This window comes from Streptomyces thermocarboxydovorans, from assembly GCF_039524635.1.
Lineage (GTDB): Bacteria > Actinomycetota > Actinomycetes > Streptomycetales > Streptomycetaceae > Streptomyces > Streptomyces thermocarboxydovorans.
In genome coordinates this window covers 55,076-77,359 of sequence record NZ_BAAAGU010000005.1, presented here as the reverse complement: position 1 = coordinate 77,359, position 22,284 = coordinate 55,076, and the positions used below count along the sequence as shown (strand labels likewise).

Annotated in this window: 18 protein-coding genes and 2 pseudogenes; 11 read left to right on the top strand and 9 right to left on the bottom strand. The window is 73.0% G+C overall.

Going from position 1 to position 22,284, the window contains the following annotated elements; translation table 11 throughout:
* Window positions 1-16 precede the first annotated feature (16 nt).
* The 3 genes from ABD198_RS03480 to ABD198_RS03470 form a co-directional block, all read right to left on the bottom strand.
* Window positions 17-370 carry a hypothetical protein gene (locus ABD198_RS03480; protein WP_343997810.1) on the bottom strand — a complete coding sequence of 118 codons (354 nt, stop codon included), beginning with the start codon at window positions 368-370 and terminating at the stop codon, window positions 17-19.
* Between the two features lie 387 nt (window positions 371-757).
* Complete coding sequence (locus ABD198_RS03475; RefSeq protein ID WP_343997809.1) at window positions 758-1,606, bottom strand: siderophore-interacting protein; 849 nt, start codon at window positions 1,604-1,606, stop codon at window positions 758-760.
* Window positions 1,607-1,718: 112 nt separating this feature from the next.
* Entirely contained in the window at window positions 1,719-2,648 is a 930-nt protein-coding gene (locus ABD198_RS03470; protein ID WP_343997887.1) for a 5'-3' exonuclease, read from the bottom strand.
* A 239-nt stretch (window positions 2,649-2,887) separates the two neighbouring features.
* Here ABD198_RS03470 and ABD198_RS03465 point away from each other — a divergent pair, with 239 nt between their 5' ends.
* The 4 genes from ABD198_RS03465 (at window position 2,888) to ABD198_RS03450 (ending at window position 8,175) form a co-directional block, all read left to right on the top strand.
* Window positions 2,888-3,979: a quaternary amine ABC transporter ATP-binding protein gene (locus tag ABD198_RS03465; protein ID WP_343997808.1), complete on the top strand. Its 1,092-nt coding sequence runs from the start codon at window positions 2,888-2,890 to the stop codon at window positions 3,977-3,979.
* Window positions 3,972-6,584, top strand: a complete 2,613-nt coding sequence (locus ABD198_RS03460) for an ABC transporter permease/substrate binding protein (RefSeq protein WP_343997807.1) — start codon at window positions 3,972-3,974, stop codon at window positions 6,582-6,584. The genes ABD198_RS03465 and ABD198_RS03460 overlap by 8 nt, the downstream gene beginning before the upstream one ends.
* A gap of 296 nt (window positions 6,585-6,880) precedes the next feature.
* The gene (locus ABD198_RS03455) at window positions 6,881-7,450 is read left to right on the top strand and encodes a helix-turn-helix domain-containing protein (protein ID WP_343997806.1); all 570 of its coding nucleotides are present in this window, start codon (window positions 6,881-6,883) and stop codon (window positions 7,448-7,450) included.
* Window positions 7,447-8,175 carry a helical backbone metal receptor gene (locus ABD198_RS03450; protein ID WP_343997805.1) on the top strand — a complete coding sequence of 243 codons (729 nt, stop codon included), beginning with the start codon at window positions 7,447-7,449 and terminating at the stop codon, window positions 8,173-8,175. The genes ABD198_RS03455 and ABD198_RS03450 overlap by 4 nt, the downstream gene beginning before the upstream one ends.
* On the opposite strand, the pseudogene ABD198_RS03445 reads toward ABD198_RS03450, so the two are convergent.
* Window positions 8,102-8,344 (bottom strand): annotated as a pseudogene (locus ABD198_RS03445) (SLAC1 family transporter); the annotation flags it as partial. The gene ABD198_RS03450 and the pseudogene ABD198_RS03445 sit on opposite strands and share 74 nt — an antisense overlap.
* 172 nt (window positions 8,345-8,516) lie before the next feature.
* Here ABD198_RS03445 and ABD198_RS03440 point away from each other — a divergent pair.
* The gene (locus ABD198_RS03440; protein ID WP_343997804.1) at window positions 8,517-9,452 is read left to right on the top strand and encodes a LysR family transcriptional regulator; all 936 of its coding nucleotides are present in this window, start codon (window positions 8,517-8,519) and stop codon (window positions 9,450-9,452) included.
* 383 nt (window positions 9,453-9,835) lie between these two features.
* On the opposite strand, the gene ABD198_RS03435 is transcribed toward ABD198_RS03440, so the two are convergent.
* The 3 genes from ABD198_RS03435 to ABD198_RS03425 form a co-directional block, all read right to left on the bottom strand.
* The gene (locus ABD198_RS03435) at window positions 9,836-10,525 is read right to left on the bottom strand and encodes a gamma-glutamyl-gamma-aminobutyrate hydrolase family protein (RefSeq protein WP_343997803.1); all 690 of its coding nucleotides are present in this window, start codon (window positions 10,523-10,525) and stop codon (window positions 9,836-9,838) included.
* Between the two features lie 23 nt (window positions 10,526-10,548).
* A complete protein-coding gene (gene eat / locus ABD198_RS03430) occupies window positions 10,549-12,003 on the bottom strand; it encodes an ethanolamine permease (protein ID WP_343997802.1) in 1,455 nt (484 codons plus the stop codon).
* A gap of 293 nt (window positions 12,004-12,296) precedes the next feature.
* Entirely contained in the window at window positions 12,297-13,031 is a 735-nt protein-coding gene (locus tag ABD198_RS03425) for a FadR/GntR family transcriptional regulator (RefSeq protein ID WP_343997801.1), read from the bottom strand.
* A 107-nt stretch (window positions 13,032-13,138) separates the two neighbouring features.
* Here ABD198_RS03425 and ABD198_RS03420 point away from each other — a divergent pair, with 107 nt between their 5' ends.
* From ABD198_RS03420 to ABD198_RS03405, 4 genes are read left to right on the top strand one after another with little or no spacing between them, the layout of a single operon-like run.
* Window positions 13,139-14,500 (top strand): glutamine synthetase family protein, encoded by a 1,362-nt coding sequence (locus ABD198_RS03420; RefSeq protein WP_343997800.1) that lies wholly within the window; start codon window positions 13,139-13,141, stop codon window positions 14,498-14,500.
* 8 nt (window positions 14,501-14,508) lie between these two features.
* The gene (locus ABD198_RS03415) at window positions 14,509-15,888 is read left to right on the top strand and encodes an aldehyde dehydrogenase family protein (protein WP_343997799.1); all 1,380 of its coding nucleotides are present in this window, start codon (window positions 14,509-14,511) and stop codon (window positions 15,886-15,888) included.
* Window positions 15,885-16,667, top strand: coding sequence for a 3-oxoacyl-ACP reductase (locus tag ABD198_RS03410; RefSeq protein ID WP_343997798.1), 783 nt, complete (start codon window positions 15,885-15,887; stop codon window positions 16,665-16,667). Before ABD198_RS03415 ends, ABD198_RS03410 begins: the two co-directional genes overlap by 4 nt.
* 27 nt (window positions 16,668-16,694) lie before the next feature.
* Window positions 16,695-17,690, top strand: coding sequence for a DUF2510 domain-containing protein (locus ABD198_RS03405; RefSeq protein ID WP_343997886.1), 996 nt, complete (start codon window positions 16,695-16,697; stop codon window positions 17,688-17,690).
* 27 nt (window positions 17,691-17,717) lie between these two features.
* On the opposite strand, the gene ABD198_RS03400 is transcribed toward ABD198_RS03405, so the two are convergent.
* Window positions 17,718-18,920, bottom strand: a complete 1,203-nt coding sequence (locus ABD198_RS03400) for an amino acid deaminase/aldolase (protein ID WP_343997797.1) — start codon at window positions 18,918-18,920, stop codon at window positions 17,718-17,720.
* Between the two features lie 884 nt (window positions 18,921-19,804).
* On the opposite strand from ABD198_RS03400, the gene ABD198_RS03395 reads away from it, so the two are divergent.
* Window positions 19,805-20,908 carry a hypothetical protein gene (locus ABD198_RS03395; protein WP_343997796.1) on the top strand — a complete coding sequence of 368 codons (1,104 nt, stop codon included), beginning with the start codon at window positions 19,805-19,807 and terminating at the stop codon, window positions 20,906-20,908.
* Window positions 20,905-22,125, top strand: a complete 1,221-nt coding sequence (gene mycP, locus ABD198_RS03390; protein ID WP_343997795.1) for a type VII secretion-associated serine protease mycosin — start codon at window positions 20,905-20,907, stop codon at window positions 22,123-22,125. Before ABD198_RS03395 ends, mycP begins: the two co-directional genes overlap by 4 nt.
* Here the strand turns inward: mycP and ABD198_RS03385 are convergent.
* Window positions 22,122-22,265, bottom strand: a pseudogene (locus ABD198_RS03385) (integrase core domain-containing protein); the annotation flags it as partial. The gene mycP and the pseudogene ABD198_RS03385 overlap by 4 nt on opposite strands.
* Window positions 22,266-22,284 lie beyond the last annotated feature (19 nt).

Here is a 22,284-nt window from a genome sequence, read left to right as displayed (position 1 = left end):
ACCGCCGTCTGTGCCCTCAGTGTCGTTCAGTGCCGTCGGTGCCCTCTGTCCCCGAGGCGTCCGCCCCCGGTGTCTCCGCCCCCGAGGTCTCCGAACCCGGCTCGGCGGACCGGAGCACCGCCTCCCGCACCCGGGTCTCGACCTCCTTGCGCGGGATGTCCTCCTGGCGGGCATACTCGCTCACCGCCACATGGACGTCACGGGCGAGGTCCCGCCAGGCCCGCCAGGCCGTCTCCCAGATGGCGGTCTGCTGCTCGCTCCACTTGGCCTCGGTGGGCGGCCCGTAGGTCTCCTGCAGATGACGTACGCGGGCGTACGCGGCATCCGCCGCGCGCTGCTGGGCGACGATTTCGTCGAAGGTGTGTGCCACGGGCCCGGATCCTGAAGCAGCCCCGCACACTGAGCCGAGCCGCCACGCCGCCACGGCCCTACGGCTCCCTCCGGTTCACCCGGCCGGGCGGGCCTGGGACGGCCGGGGCCCAGCATCCGGGCCGGCGGGGCCGTGACCGGCCGGGTGCTGGGCCGGGGCCTGCTGCCAGGCGGTCAGACCCGGGCGGCACAGGGCGGCACGCGCAACGGTCTGCCGTGAAGAGGCGGTGGTCACTGGGAGGGGCCGCGGCTCGCCGGGTGCGGCGCCGGTCCCCCGGACCGGCCGGGTGGGGCCCGGACTGCCGGGCGGGGCTCGGGCCGGCCAGGGCGCCACGGCCCGCCGGCCGGGCGCAGCCCGCTGGGCAGGTGAAGCCGGCGAGGTGAAGCCTCAGCCGGCCGCTGCGCGGATCTGTTCCTGTTCTGCCTCGATGCGGGCGTTCCATTCGGGCTTGGAGGCCTGCCAGCCGTCCTCGTTGTGGCCGAGGCGCCAGTAGCCGGAGATGGAGAGGTCCTCTCGGGGAATCTGCTTCTCCACGCGCAGGACGCGGCGCAGTTCCTTCACGAAGTGGGCCTCGCCGTGGACGAAGGCGTGGACGCGGCCGTCGGGCCAGTCCAGGGCTCGTACGGCCGACAGCAGGGCCTCGCCGACCGGGCGGCCGGCGCGGTGCAGCCAGGTGATCTCCGCGTCGGAGTCGATCTTCTGCTCCTCCTCGGGGCCCTCGATCTCGACGAAGGCATGGGCCTTCGCGCCGCGGGGGAGAGCCTCCAGGGAGCGGGCTATGGCGGGCAGTGCGCTCTCGTCACCGGCGAGGAGATGCCAGTCGGCCTCCGGATCGGGCGCGTAGGCGCCGCCGGGGCCCACGAAGCGCACGGTCTCGCCGGGCCGGGCGCGCAGCGACCAGGGGCCGGCCAGTCCCGAGTCCCCGTGCAGCACGAAGTCGAGCGTCAGCTCGCGGTGCTCGGGGTCCCAGTGGCGCACGGTGTACGTCCGGGTCACCGGCCACTGGTCGCGGGGGAACTCCTCGCGGATGCGTTCCAGGTCGAAGGGCTCCGGATAGGTCACGTCCGGGACCGGGAACAGCAGCTTCACATAGTGGTCGGTGCAGGTGCCGGCCGCGAATCCGGCGAGACCCTCGCCGCCCAGCACCACGCGCTGCATGTGCGGGGTCAGCCGCTCGGTGCGGACGACCTGCGTGGAGTACAGCCGGCGCGGACGGCGTCCCGGTCGTTCTGCCATGGAGGCCTCCCAGTTTTGGTTAGGGTTACCTAACCTAGCACCTCGCTCCGGTGAACACCTCCAGCCGTCACGAATCTTGAGAACGCGCCGAGAGCTACGCGTGAGCGGGCCCTCAGCGCGCCAAGGTGGTCAGCAGGCGTCGCAGCGAGCCGCCGAGCCCCCAGCGGACCGCCAGTTCCTCCACCGCCGCCGGGTCCCGCGGAGTACTCGGCAATGTTGTGTCCACGTCGGGCAGCGGAACGTCGTCCGCGACCCTGACGACCTTCGGCGCCACCGCGAGGTACGGCCGCGCCTCGGTCAGCCGCTTGCGCTGTGCCGGCGTGAGCTTGGCCTTCCGGTCGTCCACGGCCGCGAGGATCCCGGCCAGATCGCCGAACTCGGCGAGCAGCTTGGCCGCCGTCTTCTCCCCGATGCCCGGCACGCCCGGCAGCCCGTCGCTCGGGTCGCCGCGCAGCAGCGCCAGATCCGCGTACCCGCGCCCGTCCACCCCATACTTGGCGCGCAGCGCGGCCTCGTCGGTGATCTGCAGCGTCCCCACGCCCTTGACCGGGTACAGCACCCGCACCCCGCGGGCGTCGTCCACCAGCTGGTACAGGTCCCGGTCGCCGGTGACGATGTCGACCGGGCCCTTCGCCCGGGCCGCGTACGTGCCGATCACGTCGTCCGCCTCGTACTCGGCGACGCCCACCCGGGCGATGCCGATGGCGTCCAGCACCTCCTCGATGACCGGCACCTGCGGCGAGAGCGTGTCCGGCACCTCCTCCACGTCCGGGCCGAGCTCGTGCTCCTCGGCGACCCGGTGCGCCTTGTAGGAGGGGATCAGCTCCACCCGCCAGTGCGGGCGCCAGTCCGCGTCCATGCAGGCCACCAGGTGGTCCGGCTGGTGGTCCTGCACCAGGCGGTCGATGAAGTCCAGCAGCCCGCGTACGGCGTTCACCGGGGTGCCGTCGGGGGCCCGCACGGTATCCGGGACGCCGAAGTAGGCCCGGAAGTAGAGGGAGGCGGTGTCGAGAAGCATCAGTCGTCCGGTCACGCTCCGCATCATGCCGCACGCCACCGACAGCGCCCCGCGGATCGGCGCCGTCGAGCGCCCAGTGCCCGGCGCCTCGGCCGCCCGCTTGCGCCCACCGCAACGCGTTGCGCTCTGCGCTCACACTGTGAGGTGCCGCACGACAACGTTTGCCCTGCGCAGAACAGGGGAGGCGCCGCCCCGGCGCGATGCCGTTCACGTATCCGACTCGGCGTCGCCCTTTTCATTGCCGTCGAGAGCTAGAGGTACGCGTGTCAGCGAGGCTTGAGGCCGAGCACCTGTACAAGGTGTTCGGCAGACGACCGGACAAGGCGGTCGAAAGACTGCGCAAGGGCGAGACCGACCGGGAGGAGCTGCGCGCCGGCGGCACCACCGCAGCCGTCATCGACGCATCCTTCACCGTGGAACCCGGCGAGATCTTCGTGGTGATGGGCCTGTCCGGTTCCGGAAAGTCCACCCTGCTGCGCATGCTCAACGGTCTGCTGGAGCCGACCGCCGGGCATGTGCGCTTCGGCGGTCAGGATCTGACCGCGCTCTCCGACCGTCAGCTGCGCGAGGTCCGGTCCAAGAAGATCAGCATGGTCTTCCAGCACTTCGCGCTCTTCCCGCACCGCAGCGTCCGCGAGAACGCCGCGTACGGACTGGAAGTGCAGGGCGTGCCCCGCGCCGAGCGCGAACGCCGCGCCGACGAGGCGCTCGCCCTGTGCGGCCTGGCCGGCTGGGAGAAGTCGTGGCCGGACGAGCTGTCCGGCGGCATGCAGCAGCGCGTCGGCCTCGCCCGCGCGCTCGCCACCGACGCCGACCTGCTGCTGATGGACGAGTCCTTCAGCGCGCTCGACCCGCTGATCCGCCGCGACATGCAGGACCAGCTGCTCGAACTGCAGAAGACGCTGAAGAAGACCATCGTCTTCATCACCCACGACCTCAACGAGGCCATGCGCCTCGGCGACCGCATCGCGGTGATGCGCGACGGCCGCATCGTGCAGATCGGCACCGCCGAGGACATCCTGGTGCGCCCCGCCAACGACTACGTCGCCTCCTTCACCCAGGACGTCGACCGCTCCCGCGTGCTCACCGCCGGCTCCGTCATGGAGAGAGAGGTCCGCGGCGACGAGGCCGACTGCGGCTGCGAGACCGCCACACCGCAGACGCCGTTCAACGAGCTGTGCGCGATCAGCGCCCGGGTGCCGCACCCGGTCGCGGTCCTCGACGGCGAGCGCACCCTGGTCGGGGTCGTGCCCCGGCAGCGGCTGGTGGGCTTCCTCGGCGACGAGGAGGCGGACCCGGGCGTGTGCGACGCCCCGCGGGACAAGGGCGGCGAGAAGGTGATGGCCAATGCCTAGGATTCCGCTCGGCGACTGGGTCAACAGCACCGTCGACTGGCTGCTCGACCACGTCGACTGGCTGTTCACCTTCTTCAAGGCCGTCTTCACCGGCACCTACGACGGCATCAACGCCGTCCTGCAGGCGCCCGAGCCGCTGCTGCTCGTCGGCATCTTCGCGGTGATCGCCTTCTGGCTGCGCGGCACCCTCGCCGGCCTGCTCACCTTCGCGGGCTTCGCCTTCATCGTCTCCCTCGATCTGTGGGAGAACGCGATGATCACGCTGTCGCTGGTGCTGGTCGCCACGCTGATCGCGCTGGTCATCTCGGTGCCCGTCGGCATCTGGGCGGCCCGCTCCGACCGGGTCAGCGGCCTGGTGCGGCCGGTGCTGGACTTCATGCAGACGCTGCCCGCGATGATCTACCTCATCCCGGCGATCCTGTTCTTCGGCACCGGTGCCTCCGCGGGCATCGTGGCCACCCTGATCTTCGCGCTCGCCCCCGGCGTGCGCATGACCGAGCTGGGCATCCGCCAGGTCGACAAGGAGCTGGTCGAGGCCGCCGAGGCCTTCGGCACCACCCCGCGCAACACCCTGCTGCGCGTCCAGCTCCCGCTGGCACTGCCCACGGTGATGGCGGGCGTCAACCAGGTCATCATGCTCGGCCTGTCCATGGCCGCGATCGCCGGCATGGTCGGCACCGGCGGCCTGGGCGGGGACGTCAACGAGGCCATCGGCCAGCTCAACGTGGGCCTCGGCTCCGAGGCCGGTATCGCCATCGTGATCCTGGCGATCTACCTGGACCGCATGACCAGCGCCCTGGGCACCCAGGTCTCCCCGCTGGGCCGCCGCGCCGCCGCCAAGGCCCGCGCCGCCGCCGGCGGACTGAAGATCTGGTCCTACCGGCCCCGCCCGCAGGTCGCCGTCATCGGCGTGGTGATCCTCGCCCTGGTGGCCGGCGGCATGGGCCTCTTCGGCGGCACCTCCTCGGAGGAAGCCGCGGGCGGCGAGAAGGTCGGCGAGGGCAAGAAGATCACCCTCGGCTACGTGCCGTGGGACGAGGGCATCGCCTCCACCTTCCTGTGGAAGGAGATCCTGGAGCAGCGCGGCTACGAGGTCGAGGCCAAGCAGTTCGACGCCGGACCGCTCTACACCTCCCTCGCCCAGGGCGACATCGACGTCGTCACCAACTCCTGGCTGCCCACCACCCACGAGCAGTACTGGAAGAAGCACGGCTCCCAGCTGGACGACCTGGGTTCCTGGTACGACGAGACCTCCCTGGAGCTGACCGTCCCCGCCTACATGAAGGACGTCGACTCCCTCGAGGACCTCAAGGGCAAGGCCGGCCTGTTCGGCGGGAAGATCACCGGCATCGAGTCCAGCGCCGGCGAGATGGCCCTGCTGAAGAGCAAGGTCCTCAAGGAGTACGGCCTGGACAAGGAGTACCAGGTCGTCGACAGCTCCACCCCGGCGATGCTGGCCGAGCTCAAGCGCGCCTACCGCAAGAAGGAGCCGATCGTCGTCACGCTCTGGTCGCCGCACTGGGCGTACAACGACTACAAGCTGAAGAAGCTGAAGGACCCCAAGGGCGCCTGGGGTGAGGGCGACGGCGTGCACACGCTGGCCCGCAAGGGCTTCGCCGGCGACGACCCCACCGCCGCCGGGTGGCTGAAGAACTTCACGCTCACCGAGAAGCAGCTCACCAGCCTCGAGGCCGAGATCAACAAGGCCGGCAAGGGCAGGCAGCAGGACGCGGTCCGCACCTGGCTGAAGGCCAACCCGGGCCTGGTCGACAGGCTCGCCCCCGTCGAGTCCGGCGGCGACACCCCGGCCGAGGCGAAGCGCCCGCTGAACGTGGCCTGGTTCCCCTGGGACGAGGACATCGCCGTCACCTACCTGTGGAAGAACGTCCTGGAGCGGCGCGGCTACAAGCTGAACCTGAAGCAGATGGACGTCGGCCCGGTCTACACCGGCCTCGCCTCCGGCGACATGGACCTCAACTTCGACGCCTGGCTGCCGCACGCCCAGAAGAACTACTGGGACAAGAGCAAGGACAACCTGACCGACCTCGGCAGCTGGTACGAGCCGACCTCACTGGAGATCGCCGTGCCGAGCTACGTCAAGGGCGTCGACTCCATGGCGGACCTCAAGGGCAAGGCCGACCTCTTCGGCGGGAAGATCATCGGCATCGAGCCGGGCACCGGCGAGATGAACCTGCTCAAGAACAAGGTCCTGCCCGGCTACGGCCTGGACGACGAGTACGAGGTCGTCGACGGCTCCACCCCGGCGATGCTGGCCGAGCTCAAGCGCGCCATCGCCAAGAAGAAGCCGGTCGCGGTCACCCTGTGGTCGCCGCACTGGGCCTACGCCGAGTACGAGCTGACCAAGCTCAAGGACCCCGAGAAGTTCTGGGGCGACAACAACAAGATCCACACCATCGCGAGGAAGAAGTTCCCGGAGCAGTACCCGCAGCTCACCGAGTGGATCAAGAAGTTCACCATGAGTGAGCAGGAGCTCGCCACCCTGGAGGCGGAGATCAAGGACCGCGGCCAGGGCAAGGAGGAAGAGGCCGTGGCCGCCTGGCTGAAGGAGCACCCCGAGGTCGCGCAGCGCATGACCGCCTCGTAACCGCTCCGCTCCGCACCGCCTCACCCGGGGGCGGACCGGCCGTGCCCGACGGCGCACGGCCCGGTCCGCCCCCGGTTCATGTCCGCCTTCCTCGTGACCTTCCGGCGCCGAAGGGCAACAATGGCGAGAACACCCCGAACATCGAGCCCCGAACATCGAGCGCGAGCCGGCACCGGCTTGAGGCAGCGGCATGAAACGGTCCGCCGAATCTGCGTAGGGTGCAGACAAGCCGTCATCGGCGTCCGCCGGGCAGCGGGGTGCAGGGCGCGGGACGATGGGCGAAGGAGGGATGAGCAATGGGCGACCACAAGGAACAGCCCTTGCGCGTGGGCGCGGCCGTGCGGCGGCGACGCCGGGCGCTGGACCTCACCCTTGCCGCCGTGTCCGAGCGCAGCGGTCTGTCGGTTCCGTTCCTCAGCCAGATCGAGAACGAGCGGGCCCGGCCCAGCCGCAGCTCCCTGGAGAAGGTGGCCGACGCCCTGCGCACCACCGCCGTGGAACTGCTCGCCGCCGCCGACCCGGCGTGCAGCGTGGACGTCGTCCGCGCCGACGACACCGGGTCCTGGCTGGAACCCCGGGTGCGCTCCCTGGTGCGCGGCCACCACCAGATGCACGCCTCGGAGTTCACCGGCGACCACGAGGCCGGCCGCGAACTGCAGTTCCGCAACGACCAGTTGATGTACGTCGCGGACGGCGCCGTGGAGATCGAGGCGGAGGGCCGCGCCTACCGCCTGGGCCGCGGTGACACGCTGTACCTCACCGGCGGCGTACGGCACCGCTGGCGGGCGACCGTGCCGGAAACCCGGCTGGTGGTCGTCGCCGTCGCCGAGCACATCGAGGCGCTGAGGGACAAGCCGCGCCGATGAGCACGCCTCGCGTGGTGTCCCTCGTCCCCTCGCTCACCGAGGCCGTGGCGGCGTCGGCGCCCGGTGCGCTGATCGCGGCCACCGACTGGTGCACGCATCCGCCCGGCCTGGACGTGCCGCGCATCGGCGGCACCAAGAACCCGAAGACCGACCGGATCGTGGAGCTGGCCCCCGATCTGGTGATCGCCAACGAGGAGGAGAACCGCGCGCCCGACCTGGACGCCCTGCGCGCGGCCGGGCTCGAGGTGCTGGTCACCGAGGTGCGCACACTGCCGGGGGCCTTCCGCGAGCTGGACCGGGTCCTCACCGCCTGCGGCGTCGCCACCCGCCCCCGGTGGCTGGACGAGGCCGAGGCGGCCTGGGCGGCCGTGCCGCCGCCCGGACGCCGCCGCAGCGCGGTCGTCCCGGTCTGGCGGCGTCCGTGGATGGTGCTGGGCCGCGACACCTTCGCCGGCGATCTGCTGGCCCGGCTCGGCGTCGACCACCTCTACGCCGCGCACCCGGAGCGCTATCCGCGTGTGCCTCTCGACGAACTGCGTGCCGCGCGCCCGGACCTGGTGGTGCTCCCGGACGAGCCCTACCGCTTCACCGCCGACGACGGCCCCGAGGCTTTCCCCGGGCTGCCCTGCGCCCTCGTCGACGGACGGTGTCTCACCTGGTACGGGCCGTCGCTCGTCGAGGCCCCGGCGGTGCTGGGGCGGGCCCTGCGAGCAGCGCACCGCTGAGCACGCCCCGCACGGTGTGCCGGGCGGTGACCGCCCAGGCGGCGACCAGCACCGCGTACAGCGCGAGAGCCAGTGCGCCGAAGGCGGCCAGCCCGGTGTGCCGGGCCAGGGCCTCGGCGCCGGTGACGCAGGTGCCGACCGGGAAGGTGAACGACCACCAGGTCATCGCACGCGTACCAGTTGGGCCCGAGGTGGCGGGACGGCCGGGACACGCGGCGGCCGGGCGGCGGCACGGGGGAGCGGGGGCGGGCGATGGGCGACGGTGACCATGCTCCCCACCGTCGTACGGCCGCCTGACCTGGGCCAGAGGGTGCTTTGCCATCACGACATAAGCTGACGTTATGAGCAACACGGACGATCATCCCGGCCACCGGTCCGGGTCCGCCGGGTCCCTCGCCCACCGGGTGCCGGATCTCGGGGCCCTGGAGCTGCTGCTGGCGGTGGCGCGGCTGGGCAGCCTGGGCGGGGCGGCGCGGGAGCTGGGCATCACCCAGCCCGCCGCCAGCAGCCGCATCCGCTCGATGGAACGGCAGCTCGGTGTGGCGCTGGTCGACCGCTCACCGCGCGGCTCCCGGCTGACGGACGCCGGGGCACTGGTGACCGACTGGGCGCGGCGGATCGTGGAGGCGGCCGAGGCCTTCGACGCGGGCGCGCAGGCTCTGCGGGACCGCCGGGACTCCCGGCTGCGGGTGGCGGCGAGCATGACCATCGCCGAGTATCTGCTGCCCGGCTGGCTGCTGGCGCTGCGCGCCGAACGCCCGGACACGGCGGTGTCGCTGCTCGCGGGCAACTCGGCCGCGGTGGCCGAGCGGCTGCTGTCCGGGAAGGCCGACCTGGGCTTCGTGGAGGGGCTGTCCGTCCCGTCGGGCCTGGACTCGGCGGTGGTCGCGCACGACCGGCTGATCGTGGTGACGGCCCCGGCCCATCCCTGGGCCCGCCGCAGACGCCCGCTGGCCGGCGAGGAGCTGGCGGCCACACCGCTGATCCTGCGGGAGAAGGGCTCCGGCACCCGGCAGGTGCTGGACGCGGCACTGGGCGGACTGGCGCGGCCGCTGATCGAGGTGTCCTCCACCACCGCGGTCAAGGCGGCGGCGGTCGGCGGCGCGGGCCCCGCGGTCCTCAGCGAACTCGCCGTCGGCGAGGAACTGGCGATGCGCCGCCTCGTCCGCATCCCGGTCGACGGCATCGCCCTCACCCGCGACCTGCGGGCCGTCTGGCCCATGGGCCACCGCCCCACGGGCCCGGCCCGCGACCTGCTGTCGCTGACGCGGGGGTAGGCGCCGGCCGGCGCCTGGTTCGAGGCAGACCATCCGGCGGGGCCGGCTGCGCCGTCCATGCGGCCTTTGCCGTCCGGTGGTCTCCAGCCGGGAGCGAGGTGCCGGCGGCACGGCCGGCGGTCGGCAGGAGGTCGCGCGTGCGGGTGAGCCGGAGGCAGCCTCCAGTGGTGCATCGAGCCGGCCGCGACGGTCATGCGGGACTGCGTCCCGCGAGGCGTGCGCGCGTTCTGCCGGCACCGGGGCGGCGGTGGGCGGTGGGCGCGGCGGCCCGCACCGACCCTGGTCCGGCCGCCGCCCGCCAGGGCGGTCGTCCGGTGGCGCCGGGGCGCGGTGGACGGGGCGGAGGCGGGCGGGGCGGGCGGAGACCGCTCGGGTGTTGCTGGTCAGATGTAGGCCGCTGCGGTGACCAGGGACTGGAGGACTCTGAGGTCGTCGTCCATTTCGGGGTGCCACTGGACGCCCAGGGTCCAGGGGGCCTTGGGGAGTTCGATGGCTTCGACCGTGCCGTCCTCCGCGTGGGCCGAGGGGACGAGGCCGGTGCCCAGGCGGTCCACCGACTGGTGGTGGTAGGTGGGGACGTCGGTCTCCTCGGGGACGATGGAGGCGTAGCGCGTGCCGGGCACCGGCTTGACGGGGTGGCGGCCGAAGACGCCCGGGGTGTCGGCGTGGCCGTCGATGTGCTGCACCAGCGTGCCGCCGAGGGCGACGTTCAGCAGCTGCATGCCCCGGCAGATGCCGAGCAGCGGCAGCTCGCGCTTCAGCGCCGCCCGGATCAGCGCCAGCTCCCAGGCGTCCCGTGCCCGCGCGGGCGGCCCGGTGCGCGGGTCCGGCTCGGCGCCGTAGTGGACCGGTTCGACGTCCGGGCCGCCCGCGATCACCAGGCCGTCCAGCCGGGACACGGCCGCCTCGGCCAGCTCCGGCGCGTCCGGCGGGAGCATGACTGCCAGGCCGCCCGCCCGCTGGACCAGCCGTGGGTATCCGGCGGGGAGCAGCGCGGCGTCCAGCTGCCACACTCCCCAGCGCACGCCGGACTCCGCGTAGGTGCTGATGCCGATGAGCGGCGTGGACGTCATCTGCTTGATTCCTCCTGCTCTCGTCAGTCCCGTGACAACTCTGCCTCGGCCGCGGCCAGCGCCGCGAACTCCTCCTCCGGCGCCTTCGCGACCAGGTGCTTGCGGCTGTAGAGGCCGAAGTAGGCGAGGGCCACCAGGTACACGGCGAGCGCGATGAACGCCGCCGTCACATCCACCAGGAACGTCGCCACCAGCGCCGCGCAGGCCAGCACCAGCGCCACCGACGACGTCCACACACCGCCCGGCGTCCGGTACGGCCGCGGCAGCTCCGGCTCGCGGCGGCGCAGCACGATGTGGGAGAGGGACATCAGCGCGTAGGAGATGGTCGCGCCGAAGACCGCGATGTTCAGCATGCGCGCGCCGTTGCCGGTGCCCGCCGCCAGCGCGAAGCCGATCGCGCCGGGCACCAGCAGACCGAGGTAGGGGGCCTTGCGGCTGCTGGTCAGGGACAGGAACTTCGGCAGGTACCCGGCGCGGGAGAGCGCGAACAGCTGGCGCGAACCGGCGTAGATCAGCGAGAAGAAGGAGGCGACCAGGCCCGCCAGGCCCGCGTAGTTGACGATGCGGCTCAGCGCGGTCGGCTCGCCGTCCGGCTGGAGCGCCTCCACCAGCGGGTTGCCGGCGTCCTGGATGGCCGAGGAACCCCGTGCGCCCGCCGCGGTGAAGAAGGTCAGCAGGGCCAGCGCCACCAGGATGCCCATGGACCAGCGGATCGCCCAGGGCAGCGTACGGGCCGGCTCCTTCGTCTCCTCCGCCGCCAGCGGCACGCCTTCCACGCCCAGGAAGAACCACATGCCGAACGGGAACGCCGCCCAGATGCCCAGCAGCCCCATCGGCAGCCAGGAACTCGCACCGAACGCCGAGGAGTCGACCGGGATGTCGTCCAGCGAGGAGGCGTCGAACCCGGGCAGCGCGCCCAGGGCGAACACCAGCAGCGCGGCCACCGCGATACCGGTGACGACGAAGCTGAAGCGCAGCGCCTCACCGACGCCCCACAGGTGGATGCCGATGAAGACGATGAAACAGGCGAGATAGACCGGCCAGCCCGACTCCAGGCCGAAGAGGCCGAGCGACTCGACGTAGTCGCCGATGAAGATGGAGATCGCGGCGGGCGCCAGCACGTACTCGATGAGGATGGCCGTGCCGGTGAGGAAGCCGCCCCAGGGCCCGAGCGCGCGGCGGGCGAAGCCGTAGCCGCCGCCGGCGGTGGGCAGGATCGACGACAGCTCGGCCAGGGCGAAGACCATGCAGGTGTACATGGTGCCCATCAGCACCATGGCGATCGCCAGGCCGCCGAAGCCGCCCTCGGCCAGGCCGAAGTTCCAGCCGGAGTAGTCGCCGGAGACGACATAGGCGACGCCGAGCCCGGTCAGCAGCAGCCAGCCGGCGCTGCCGCGGCGCAGCTTCCGGCGCTCCAGGTAGTCGTCCGGTTCGGTGGCGGATCGCCGGGAGTCACGAGAGGTGGACGGAACGGTCATGGGGCTACTCCCCAGGGGGCGGTGGAGATGACGGAGGCAAGCAATGGCATGGATCCATACCTTTGTCGGGCCATACCTTCGTGGGCCCGGTGGCCGGAACGCAAGACCCTTGCGTGAAGCCGCCGTGAACTCTCACCGCCCCGGCGTATGCCGAGCCCGCTCGCCTCACGCCCGACGAGCCGCTCTCCTCACGCCCGACGCGCCGCTCTCCTCACGCCTGACGCGCCGCTCTCCTCACTCGTCGGGCCGCGCTTCTCGCCTCCGGTGAGTCCGCTCGCCCGCGCCCGCCGGTGTCACGCCAGGAAGCCCCGCAGCAGCGCCGCCGTCCCCGCGCAGTGCTCGCGCATCATCTCCCGCGCCCCGTCCACGTCACCCTCCAGCACCGCCTCGACCAGCGCCGTGTGCTGCTGCTGGGAGTGCTCCAGGTTGCGCACCAGCAGCGGGATGCAGTCCAGCAGGTCGTTGACCCTGGCCCGCACCGCCGCGTACTGCGCGGTGAGCGTGGGGGAGCCGCTCAGCTCGGCCAGGGTGAGGTGGAAGAGCGTGTCCAGTCGCCGGTAGTCGGCCAGCGGCGCGTCCCGCGTGCCGGCCAGCGCCTCCCGCAGCCGTGCCGCCTGCTCGTCCGTCAGGCCGTGCGCCGCACACAGCTCCGCGGCGCCCACCTCCAGCACCTCCCGGAACCGCAGCACGTCCTCGATGTCGACCTCGGCGGTCCGCCGCCGCAGCTCGTCACCGCCGGTGTCCGTGGGCCGGGGCAGCACGAAGGTGCCGCCGTAGCGCCCGCGCCGGGACTCCACCAGCCCCTGGTCCTGGAGCACCTTCAGCACCTCGCGCAGGGTCACCCGGCTGATGCCCAGCCGGTCGGCCAGCTCCCGTTCGGCCGGCAGCCGCTCGCCCGCGGGCACCAGGCCCAGGCGCACCACCTGGAGGATCTGCTCCAGCGCCTCCTCGAAGCCGTTGCCCGCCCGCACCGGCCGCAGCACCGGCGCCAGCCGGTCCCCGAGCCCCTCGACGACTTCCCCGGTCATCTGGCCGTGCCCCCTTCCCAACCAATGGTTCTCGGCAATACCTTATGGCTCCCGACCGGTCACGGACGACCGGGAATCAGCTCACAGCAGCCCGAGGAGGCCCTCCCGTGGCAGACCGCACACCACCGCTCGGCGTCGAGGAGCTGCGCACCCTCGTCGCGAGCGGTGAGATCGACACTGTCGTCCTGGCCTTTCCCGACATGCAAGGGCGGCTGCAGGGCAAGCGCTTCGCCGCACCGTTCTTCCTGGACGAGGTCCTCCATCACGGCACCGAGGGCTGCAACTACCTGCTCGCCGTCGACGCCGAGATGAACACGGTGGACGGCTACGCGATGTCGTCCTGGGACAACGGCTACGGCGACTTCGCCATGCACCCGGACCTGGCCACCCTGCGCCGCGTGCCCTGGAACGAGGGCACCGCCCTGGTCATCGCCGACCTCGGCTGGGCCGACGGCTCCCCCGTGCTCGCCGCACCCCGCCAGATCCTGCGCCGCCAGCTGGAGCGCCTCGCGGAACACGGCCTGACCGCCCAGGTCGGCACGGAGCTGGAGTTCATCGTCTTCAAGGACACCTACGAGCAGGCCTGGGACGCCGGCTACCGGAACCTCACCCCGGCCAACCAGTACAACGTCGACTACTCCGTCCTCGGCACCGGACGCATCGAGCCGCTGCTGCGCCGCATCCGCAACGAGATGGCCGGCGCCGGCCTCACCGTGGAGTCCGCCAAGGGCGAGTGCAACCCCGGCCAGCACGAGATCGCCTTCCGCTACGACGAGGCCCTGGTCACCTGCGACCAGCACGCCATCTACAAGACCGGCGCCAAGGAGATCGCCGCCCAGGAGGGCGTCTCCCTCACCTTCATGGCCAAGTACAACGAGCGGGAGGGCAACTCCTGCCACATCCACCTCTCGCTGGCCGACGCCGACGGCAACAACGCCATGTGCGACGCCGACGGCGGCATGTCCGCGCTGATGCGGCACTTCCTCGCCGGGCAGCTCGCCGCGCTGCGCGAGTTCTCCCTGCTCTACGCCCCCAACATCAACTCCTACAAGCGGTTCCAGCCGGGCTCCTTCGCCCCGACCGCCGTCGCCTGGGGCCACGACAACCGCACCTGCGCGCTGCGCGTCGTCGGCCACGGCCGCTCGCTGCGCTTCGAGAACCGCCTGCCCGGCGGCGACGTCAACCCGCACCTCGCCGTGGCCGGCATGGTCGCGGCCGGCCTCTACGGCATCGAGCAGCGGCTGGAGCTGCCCGAACCCTGCCCCGGCAACGCCTACACCGCCGACTTCGAGCACGTGCCCACCACGCTGCGCGAGGCCGCCGAGCTGTGGGAGACGTCCGCCATCGCCAAGGACGCCTTCGGCGACGAGGTCGTCGCCCACTACCGCAACATGGCGCGGGTCGAGCTGGACGCCTTCGACGCCGCGGTGACCGACTGGGAGCTGCGCCGCTCCTTCGAACGCATGTGAGGCCCTTCTTGTCCCACGAGCACGAGCTGCAGGTACTCAACCCCGCCACCGAGGAGGTCGTCGCCACCGTCCCGGCCGCCGGCCCGGCCGACGTGGACGCCGCCGTCGCCCGCGCCACCGCTGCCCAGGCCGCCTGGGAGGCCCTCGCGCCCGGCGACCGTGCCCGGACGCTGCGCCGCTTCGCCGCCGCCGTCGACTCTCATGTCGAGGAACTGGCCCAGCTGGAGGTCCGCGAGGCCGGGCACACCGTCGGCAACGCCCGCTGGGAGGCGGGCAACGTCCGCGACCTGCTGGACTACGCGGCCGGCGGAGTGGAACGGCTGACCGGACGTCAGATCCCGGTGCCCGGCGGCCTGGACATCACCATCCTCGAACCGCTCGGCGTGGTCGGCGTGATCGCCCCCTGGAACTTCCCCATGCCCATCGCGGCCTGGGGCACCGCCCCCGCGCTCGCCGCCGGCAACGCGGTCATCCTCAAACCCGCGGAGACCACCCCGCTCACCGCGCTGCGGCTGGCCGAACTGGCCCTGGAGGCCGGACTGCCCGAGGGCCTGTTCCAGGTGCTGCCCGGACACGGCCCGGTCGCCGGCAACGCGCTCGTCGAGCATCCCGGCGTCGCGAAGATCGTCTTCACCGGGTCCACGGCGGTCGGCAAACAGGTGCTGGCCAAGGGCTCGGAGCGGCTCAAGCGAGTCACCCTGGAACTCGGCGGCAAGAGCCCCAACATCGTCTTCGCCGACGCCGACCTCGAGGCCGCCGCGGCCGCCGCCCCCATGTCCTTCCTCGACAACGCCGGCCAGGACTGCTGCGCCCGCACCCGCATCCTGGTCCAGCGCGGCGCCTACGACCGCTTCCTCGAGCTGCTCGCCCCCGCGATCGAGGCGGTGCTGGTCGGCGACCCGGCCGACGAGAAGACGCAGATGGGCCCGCTGATCTCCCGGACCCAGCTCGACCGTGTCCGCTCCTACGTCCCCGGCGACATGGAGGGGATCCGCGGCAAGGCCCCCGAGGGCCCCGGCTTCTGGTTCCCGCCCACCGTCCTCACCGGCGCCGGCCCGCGCGACCGCGTCGCCGTCGAGGAGGTCTTCGGCCCCGTCGCCGTCGTCCTCCCCTTCGACGACGAGGCCGAGGCCGTGGAGCTCGCCAACGCCACCGACTACGGCCTGTCCGGCTCCATCTGGACCCGGGACGTCGGCCGCGCACTCAGGGTGTCCCAGGCGGTCCGGGCCGGAAACCTGTCCGTCAACTCCCACTCCAGCGTCCGCTACTGGACACCCTTCGGCGGATTCAAGCAGTCCGGCATCGGCCGCGAGCTGGGCCCGGACGCCCTGACCGCCTTCACCGAGACCAAGAACGTCTTCATCAGCACGGAAGGCCCCGCACAGTGACCGAAGAGATCATCTGCCGCCGGCTCGTCGGCCGCACCGCCGTCGTCACCGGAGCCGGCAGCGGCATCGGCCTCGCCGCCGCCCGCCGGCTCGCCTCCGAGGGCGCCAACGTCGTCTGCGGCGACGTGGACGAGGCCCGCGGCAAGGCCGCCGCCGAGGAGACCGGCGGGATCTTCGCCGGCGTCGACGTCACCGACCCCGAGCAGGTCGAGGCGCTGTTCAAGACCGCGTACGACACCTACGGCAGCGTCGACATCGCCTTCAACAACGCCGGCATCTCGCCCCCCGACGACGACTCCATCCTGGAGACCGGACTGGAGGCCTGGAAGCGCGTCCAGGAGGTCAACCTCACCTCCGTCTACCTGTGCTGCAAGGCCGTGATCCCCTACATGCGGCGCCAGGGCAAGGGCTCCATCATCAACACCGCGTCCTTCGTGGCCCGGATGGGAGCGGCCACCAGCCAGATCTCCTACACCGCGTCCAAGGGCGGCGTCCTCGCCCTGTCCCGCGAGCTCGGCGTCCAGTTCGCCCGCGACGGCATCCGCGTCAACGCGCTGTGCCCCGGCCCGGTCAACACCCCGCTGCTGCAGGAACTCTTCGCCAAGGACCCCGAGCGCGCCGCGCGCCGGCTGGTGCACATCCCGCTCGGCCGGTTCGCCGAGGCCGAGGAGATCGCCGCCGCCGTCGCCTTCCTGGCCAGCGACGACTCCTCCTTCGTCAACGCCACCGACTTTCTCGTCGACGGCGGAATCTCGGGGGCCTATGTCACACCGCTGTAGACCGCGTCCTACAGTGCCGGAATGAGCATGACGCCCCCGCCCGGCTGGTACCCCGATCCCAAGGCACCCCACCTGGAGCGCTGGTGGGACGGCACGGCCTGGACCGAGCACCGCCGCACCCCCGAGGCCGCCCACGGGGCACCCGGGGTAGCCGGGGCACCCGGGGTACCCGCGGCGCCGGTGCCCTCCGTCCAGGGCGGCACCGTCGGTCCCGTCGGTCCCGGCGGTCCCGGCGGTCCCGCCCGCTCCAAGGTGATCGCCCTGACCACCGCGGGGGCGGTGCTGGTGGCGGCCATCGTCACCGGAGCGGTGTTCCTCGGCCGGGACGACGGCGAACCGCAGGCCCGCACCGAGGCCTCGTCCGGTGCCGACCCGGTACCGGGCGGCGGCACGGCCTCCCCGAGCGAGACCCCGTCGCCGTCCGCGTCCTCGTCCGAGCCCTCGGCCGACGACCCGGCCGTCGTCGAGGACCCCCTGAACGGCATCACCTTCCCCCTCCCCGACGGCTGGATCCGCCCGAAGCACGTCGCCGGCGACGACGTGGTGATGACCACCGACGGCACCTACGACTGCCCCGGCGAGGGCATCGTCTGCCGCCACGGCACGGTGATCTCCCGCACCATCACCGGGACCGACGAGACCTCGCCCGAGGCGCTCGCCAAGGAGGACATCTCCGACGCGGCCAAGGACGCCTTCGACGAGGACGAGCTCGGCCAGCGCCCCTACGGCGGCCTGGAGTCCCACACCGTCGTCAAGTCCGGCCCGGTCGCGGTGGCCGGCCGCGCCGGCTACCTGGTGCGCTGGCGGGTCACCACCGGCAAGGGTCCCGGCGGCTATGTGCAGTCCATGGTCTTCCCGTCCAGCGTCGGCACCGAGTCGCCCGTCGTGGTGCGGTACGTCTTCGACGCCGGCGCGGACGGCCCGCCGCTGGCCGACATGGACCGCATCACCAAGGGCATCCGCTCCATCACCGACGCCGACTCGGGCGGGGGAGTGGGCAGCAGCATCGGCCCCGAGGACTGACCGGGGCAGCCGAACGGCCGGGCGGGGCTACAGGAAGGTGCGGCCCTCGCCGCGATACGTCGGCACCGTGTCCGTCACCGCCTCGCCCTCCACCAGGTGCAGCGCGTCGAACCGCTCGCACAGCTCGCCCGCCTTGGCATGCCGGAACCACACCTTGTCGCCGATCAGCAGATCGTCGGCGGGCGAACCCAGCAGCGGCGTCTGCACCTCACCGGCCGCCTCCTGCGGGTCGTAGCGCAGCCCCTCGGGCAGATAGGGCATAGGCAGCCGGTCGGCGCCCGGCGCGCCGGAGGCCGGATACCCGCCGCCGAGCACCGTCACCACACCCACGCCGGGCCGGCGGACCACGGGCAGCGCGAACAGGGCCGCCGGACGGCCGGTGAACGAGGTGTAGTGGTCGAACAGCCGCGGCACATACAGCCCCGAACCGGCGGCGACCTCCGTGACCGCCTCCTCGGCGGCGGTGTGCTGCACACTGCCCGTGCCGCCGCCGTTGACGAACTCCAGATGCGGCACCACGGCGCGCACCGCGCGCACCGCCGCCGCCCGTCGTTCGGCAAGCTCCCGCCGGGCCGCCGCCTGCATCAGCCGGATCGCCCGGGAGCGCAGCGGCCGCCCGGCCACCGCGTCGCCGACCCCGGCGACATGACCCTCGTACGCCATGATCCCCACGACCCGGAACCCCGGCCGCCGGTCCACCGCCCGTGCCACATCGGCGAGTTGCGCGGGGGAGTGCAGCGGGGAGCGCCGGGCGCCCACCCGCACCCGCCCGCCGAGCAGCTTCAGCGAGGTGTCCAACTCCAGGCACACCCGCACCTCTTCGCCTCCGCCGGAGCGCGAGGCGTCGATGAGGTCCAGCTGCGCCGGATCGTCGATCATCACCGTGACGGCCGAGGCGAGCTTGGGATCGGCCGTGAGCTCGGCGTACCCGGCGCGGTCGGCGGAGGGGTAGGCCAGCAGCACGTCCTCGAACCCGGAGCGGGCCAGCCACAGCGACTCGGCGAGCGTGAACGACATGATCCCCGCGAACCCGTCCCGGGCGAGGACCCGTTCGAGCAGCGCACGACAGCGCACGGACTTGCTCGCCACCCGGATCGGCTTTCCGCCGGCCCTGCGGACCAGATCGTCCGCGTTCGCGTCGAAGGCGGCCAGATCCACGATCGCCAGCGGGGCGTCGAGATGGGCGGTGGCCCGGTCGTAACGGGCCCGGTCAAAGGCGCGCGCAGTCATGGACGCAGCCTGCCAGACCGGATTACCGCAGGGTAGGGGGACGTTCCGGGCAGATGCCGCCGCCATGCGGACCGGTTCCCGTTCGGGTGGCACCACGCCGTAGAGTGACGCGCACGCAGGGCGGCCCGCCACCGGCAGCGTGAGCGCACCGGGATGACGGACCGCCGGTGCGGGTATCTGTGCGACGAGGAGACGGGGGGTGCATGAGCACGGAAGCCCAGCGCACTCCCTACCCCCCGCGCCCGACGACCCCGCCGCCTCCGCCGCATCCCCCGGCCGCGGCCCCCACCGACGCGCCCGGCACCGACCCCCGCCGCCGGCCCGCGGGCCCGACGCCCGACGGCCACGGCCCTACGCCCCCGGCGTCGGCCCCCTTCGACCCCGCCGGCCGCACGCCGCCCGGCACCGGCCGCCCGCCGGCCCCTCGCCGTCCGGCGGCGAGCGACAACGGCATGGCCACGGACGCCTCCAGTCCGGCGGCGCCCTGGTCCCGTACGGCGGCGGACGAGTTCCGCCCTGCTGGGACCGGCGGTCGTGCTACGCCAGGAGATCAGCGTCCGACGCCGAGTGAGGGTTGGACGGCGGTGAATACGCCCCGCCAGGCGGCCGATGACGGTCGCGGCACGGTGGGAGATCAGTGCGCGGCGACGAACGACGCCCGCTCGGCGGGCGCCTCCGGTACGGCGGCACGGGATGCGCGCTCGGCCGGCCACGGCGTCCGCACCGCGGCGGATGACGCTCGCCCCCAGCGCAGCGGAGAGGCCGTGTCGAGGGACGCCGGGCCGCACGGAACCGGCGCCCGTGCCTCCGCCGACACGGCGGATTCCGCGCGGGCTCCCCGCTACCCGAGCTTCGGTACTGGGCTGCAGGCCGGTAGGGAACCCATGGCGCCGCCTCCACCGCAGGCGTCCGCCCGGCTCCCCGACTCCCCGCCGACCGTCGGCCGGGGCCTCCGGGCCACGGCCGTACCGCGGCAGCCGCACCATCGCCCCGGCACCGGCGACGCGGACACCATCGACAGGACCTCGCCCGCGCCGAAACCCGAGCCGCCCTCCGCGCCGCCGCGGCCGGCGGCGTCCGCGTACCCGCTGCCCGACCCCGCCCTGTCCTGGAGCGCCACCTCCCCCGCGCCGGCGGGCGTGACGGGCGAGGTGCCCGTACGACAGGCGTCGCAGACGACGCAGACGACGCAGACGTCGTCGATGTGGCCGCGCAGGGCCACGGCCCGGGGGCAGGCCGTTGCCGCCGCCGTGTGTCTGGTGCTCGGGATCGGGCTCATCGGGGGAGCGGTGACCGGCAGCTATCTGTCCGGGGACTCCGAGGAGGCGGGCCGGCGCACGGGATTCGCCGCCGGGCGGGACCTGTGGCACAGCGTGCCGGTGGACCAGCTGTTCCCGCCGGTCGTCAAGGGGACCGGTGCGGGGCCCGGCGAGGCCGACCGGATCTGGACGCGGATAGCCGTGGCCCCGGACAGCGGCTGCAAGGACGCCTTCGACCCGCTGCTGCGCAAGGTCCTCGCGCCCGTCGGCTGCGAACGCCTGCTGCGCGCCACCTACACCGACGCCACCCAGAGCCATGTCACCACCGTCGGCCTGCTGTTCACCAAGGCCGACCCCGCCGGGATGACCGTCCTGGCCCGCCGTTTCGAACGCGAGCGCCTGGACCGGCGTACCGATCTGATGCCCCTGCCGTACGCCGCCAAGGGCACCGCCGCAGAGGACTTCGGGAAGCAGCAGCGGGCCGCCTGGGCGATCTCCGTGCTGACCGACGCACCCGTCGTGGTCTACGCCGTCTCCGGGTGGGCCGACGGGCGCGCCGTCGACGACCCGCAGCCCGCCGCGGACGCCCTGGAGTCCGGAGCCACCACGGCCCCGGCCCAGTCCGGCCTCGGCCACGAGGCACGGGGGCTCGCGGACCGCGCCGAACGCGGACTGCGCAAGGCCGTCGGCAACGACGACGACACGGCGAACCGGGAGCATGCCTCATGAACCCGTCCCCTGCGTCCTCTTCCCGCGCCGGCCGCGTGGGCCGCGCCGCGCGCGCCGGCCTCGGCATCGCGCTCGCCGCGACGCTCGCCCTGCTGCCCGCCACCGCCGCGCACGCGGACGGCATCCGCGCCCGGCAGTGGGCCCTGGACGCCCTGCACACCGACGAGGTGTGGCGGACCACCAAGGGCGAGGGCGTCACCGTCGCCGTCCTGGACACCGGGGTCGACTCCGACCACCCGGACCTCGCCGGGAACGTGCTCACCGGCAAGGACCTGATCGGCTTCGGCGCCGGGCCGGGCGACCGCGCCTGGGCGCGGCACGGCACCGCCATGGCCGGGATCATCGCCGGACACGGACACGGGCCGGGCAACGCCGACGGCGTCATGGGCGTCGCCCCAGAGGCGAAGATCCTCCCCGTCCGCGTGATCCTCGAGGACCGCGACCCCTCCCGGAGCAAGGCCCGCAGCACCCGTGGCGGCGCCCTCGCCGAGGGCATCCGCTGGGCCGCCGACCACGGCGCCGACGTCATCAACCTCTCCCTGGGCGACGACTCCGCCTCCGCCCACCCCGAGGCCGGCGAGGACGAGGCCATCCAGTACGCCCTGCGCAAGGGCATCTCCGTCGTCGCCTCCGCCGGGAACGGCGGCGAGAAGGGCGACCACGTCTCCTACCCGGCGGCCTACCCGGGCGTCATCGCCGCCACCGCCGTGGACCGCTACGGCACCCGCGCCTCCTTCTCCACCCGCCGCTGGTACGCCACGGTCAGCGCCCCCGGCGTCGACGTGATCATCGCCGACCCCGACCGCAAGTACTACGAGGGCTGGGGCACCAGCGCGGCGGCCGCGTTCGTCTCCGGCGCCGTCGCCCTCATCAGGTCGGCCCACCCCGGCCTCACCCCCGCCCAGGTCAAGCGCCTCCTGGAGGACACCGCCCGCAACGCCCCCGCCGGCGGCCGGGACGACAGCCGCGGCTTCGGCTTCATCGACCCCGCAGCGGCGATCAAGGCGGCGGGGCGCCTGAAGCCGGAGGGCCTGCGCTCGGCCGCCTACGGGGAGAAGTACTTCGGGCCCGGACCGGACGAGGCCCGGGCCGGCGACGACGCCGACTGGGCCGCCCCGCTCGCGGGCAGCGCCGGCGGGGTGCTGCTGGTCGCCGCGGTCGTCCTGTGGCGGGGCCGCCGCAGCGCGAGCCGCGAGGACCCGCCGGGCGGCCTCTAGGTGTGCTGTTCGGAGAGGTTGGTGACGCGGCTGGCTGGTGGGCGGCCGCTGATGCCGGTGTGGGGTCGGTGGTAGTTGTACCAGTCCAGCCAGTCAGGGAACGCGGCCTGCCGTTCGGTCTCTGACGTGTAGGGCCGCTGGGCCCCACCCGGAGTCCCG

What these genes read in the sequence shown, in the direction of transcription:
- ABD198_RS03475 (WP_343997809.1), bottom strand. Translation starts at nt 1,606, where the DNA reads ATGGCAGAACGACCGGGACGCCGTCCGCGCCGGCTGTACTCCACGCAG.
- ABD198_RS03470 (WP_343997887.1), bottom strand. Translation starts at nt 2,648, where the DNA reads ATGCGGAGCGTGACCGGACGACTGATGCTTCTCGACACCGCCTCCCTC.
- ABD198_RS03460 (WP_343997807.1), top strand. Translation starts at nt 3,972, where the DNA reads ATGCCTAGGATTCCGCTCGGCGACTGGGTCAACAGCACCGTCGACTGG.
- ABD198_RS03455 (WP_343997806.1), top strand. Translation starts at nt 6,881, where the DNA reads ATGGGCGACCACAAGGAACAGCCCTTGCGCGTGGGCGCGGCCGTGCGG.
- ABD198_RS03450 (WP_343997805.1), top strand. Translation starts at nt 7,447, where the DNA reads ATGAGCACGCCTCGCGTGGTGTCCCTCGTCCCCTCGCTCACCGAGGCC.
- ABD198_RS03440 (WP_343997804.1), top strand. Translation starts at nt 8,517, where the DNA reads ATGAGCAACACGGACGATCATCCCGGCCACCGGTCCGGGTCCGCCGGG.
- ABD198_RS03435 (WP_343997803.1), bottom strand. Translation starts at nt 10,525, where the DNA reads ATGACGTCCACGCCGCTCATCGGCATCAGCACCTACGCGGAGTCCGGC.
- eat (WP_343997802.1), bottom strand. Translation starts at nt 12,003, where the DNA reads ATGACCGTTCCGTCCACCTCTCGTGACTCCCGGCGATCCGCCACCGAA.
- ABD198_RS03425 (WP_343997801.1), bottom strand. Translation starts at nt 13,031, where the DNA reads ATGACCGGGGAAGTCGTCGAGGGGCTCGGGGACCGGCTGGCGCCGGTG.
- ABD198_RS03405 (WP_343997886.1), top strand. Translation starts at nt 16,695, where the DNA reads ATGACGCCCCCGCCCGGCTGGTACCCCGATCCCAAGGCACCCCACCTG.
- ABD198_RS03400 (WP_343997797.1), bottom strand. Translation starts at nt 18,920, where the DNA reads ATGACTGCGCGCGCCTTTGACCGGGCCCGTTACGACCGGGCCACCGCC.
- ABD198_RS03395 (WP_343997796.1), top strand. Translation starts at nt 19,805, where the DNA reads ATGGCGCCGCCTCCACCGCAGGCGTCCGCCCGGCTCCCCGACTCCCCG.
- mycP (WP_343997795.1), top strand. Translation starts at nt 20,905, where the DNA reads ATGAACCCGTCCCCTGCGTCCTCTTCCCGCGCCGGCCGCGTGGGCCGC.